At 47.4% G+C, this 562-nt stretch carries 1 pseudogene; it reads right to left on the bottom strand.

Features of this window, described 5'->3' with window-relative positions:
• Positions 1-75: 75 nt before the first annotated feature.
• A pseudogene (locus FDX22_RS32510) lies at positions 76-385 on the bottom strand (metal-sensing transcriptional repressor).
• Positions 386-562: the final 177 nt, after the last annotated feature.

The following is a 562-nucleotide window of genomic DNA, read 5'->3' on the forward strand; positions in this document are numbered from 1 at the left end:
ATCTGTGATGTTTTTTGGCTAAATGACGTTATCAACGGCTCATTCATCAGTGTGTGGATGAGCCGTTAAACTGACTTATTTGATGTACGAATCCAGCACTTTCAGGACAACGTCCAAATCCTCTTCACGCTTTATTTCATCGCCCTGATGCACAATGTGCTCGGTCAGATGACCTTTAATCACTTCGCGCATTAATCCATTTACCGCCCCGCGNAATCACTTCGCGCATTAATCCATTTACCGCCCCGCGGATCGCCGCTATTTGCTGCAATACCGCCGCGCATTCATGCGGTTCATCCAGCATGGTTTTCAACGCCGCTACCTGCCCCTGAATCTTACTGGTTCGGGCTTTCAGCTTCTGTTTGTCGCGGATCGTATGTGACATAACTTTACCTTTTTAACGTCTGGCTGTAGCGACAATACCATCGACATTCTACTGGGGGGTAGTATTTGATACTGGGGGGGAGTAGAATCCGGTGAAACAAAACAACTAAGAATCATTCTCATGGGTGAGTTTTCGACGCTTCTTCAGCAAGGCAACGCCTGGTTTTTCATTCCCAGC

It is taken from the genome of Citrobacter sp. TBCS-14 (genome assembly GCF_005280805.1).
In the GTDB taxonomy this organism is placed as follows: Bacteria; Pseudomonadota; Gammaproteobacteria; order Enterobacterales; family Enterobacteriaceae; genus Citrobacter; species Citrobacter gillenii.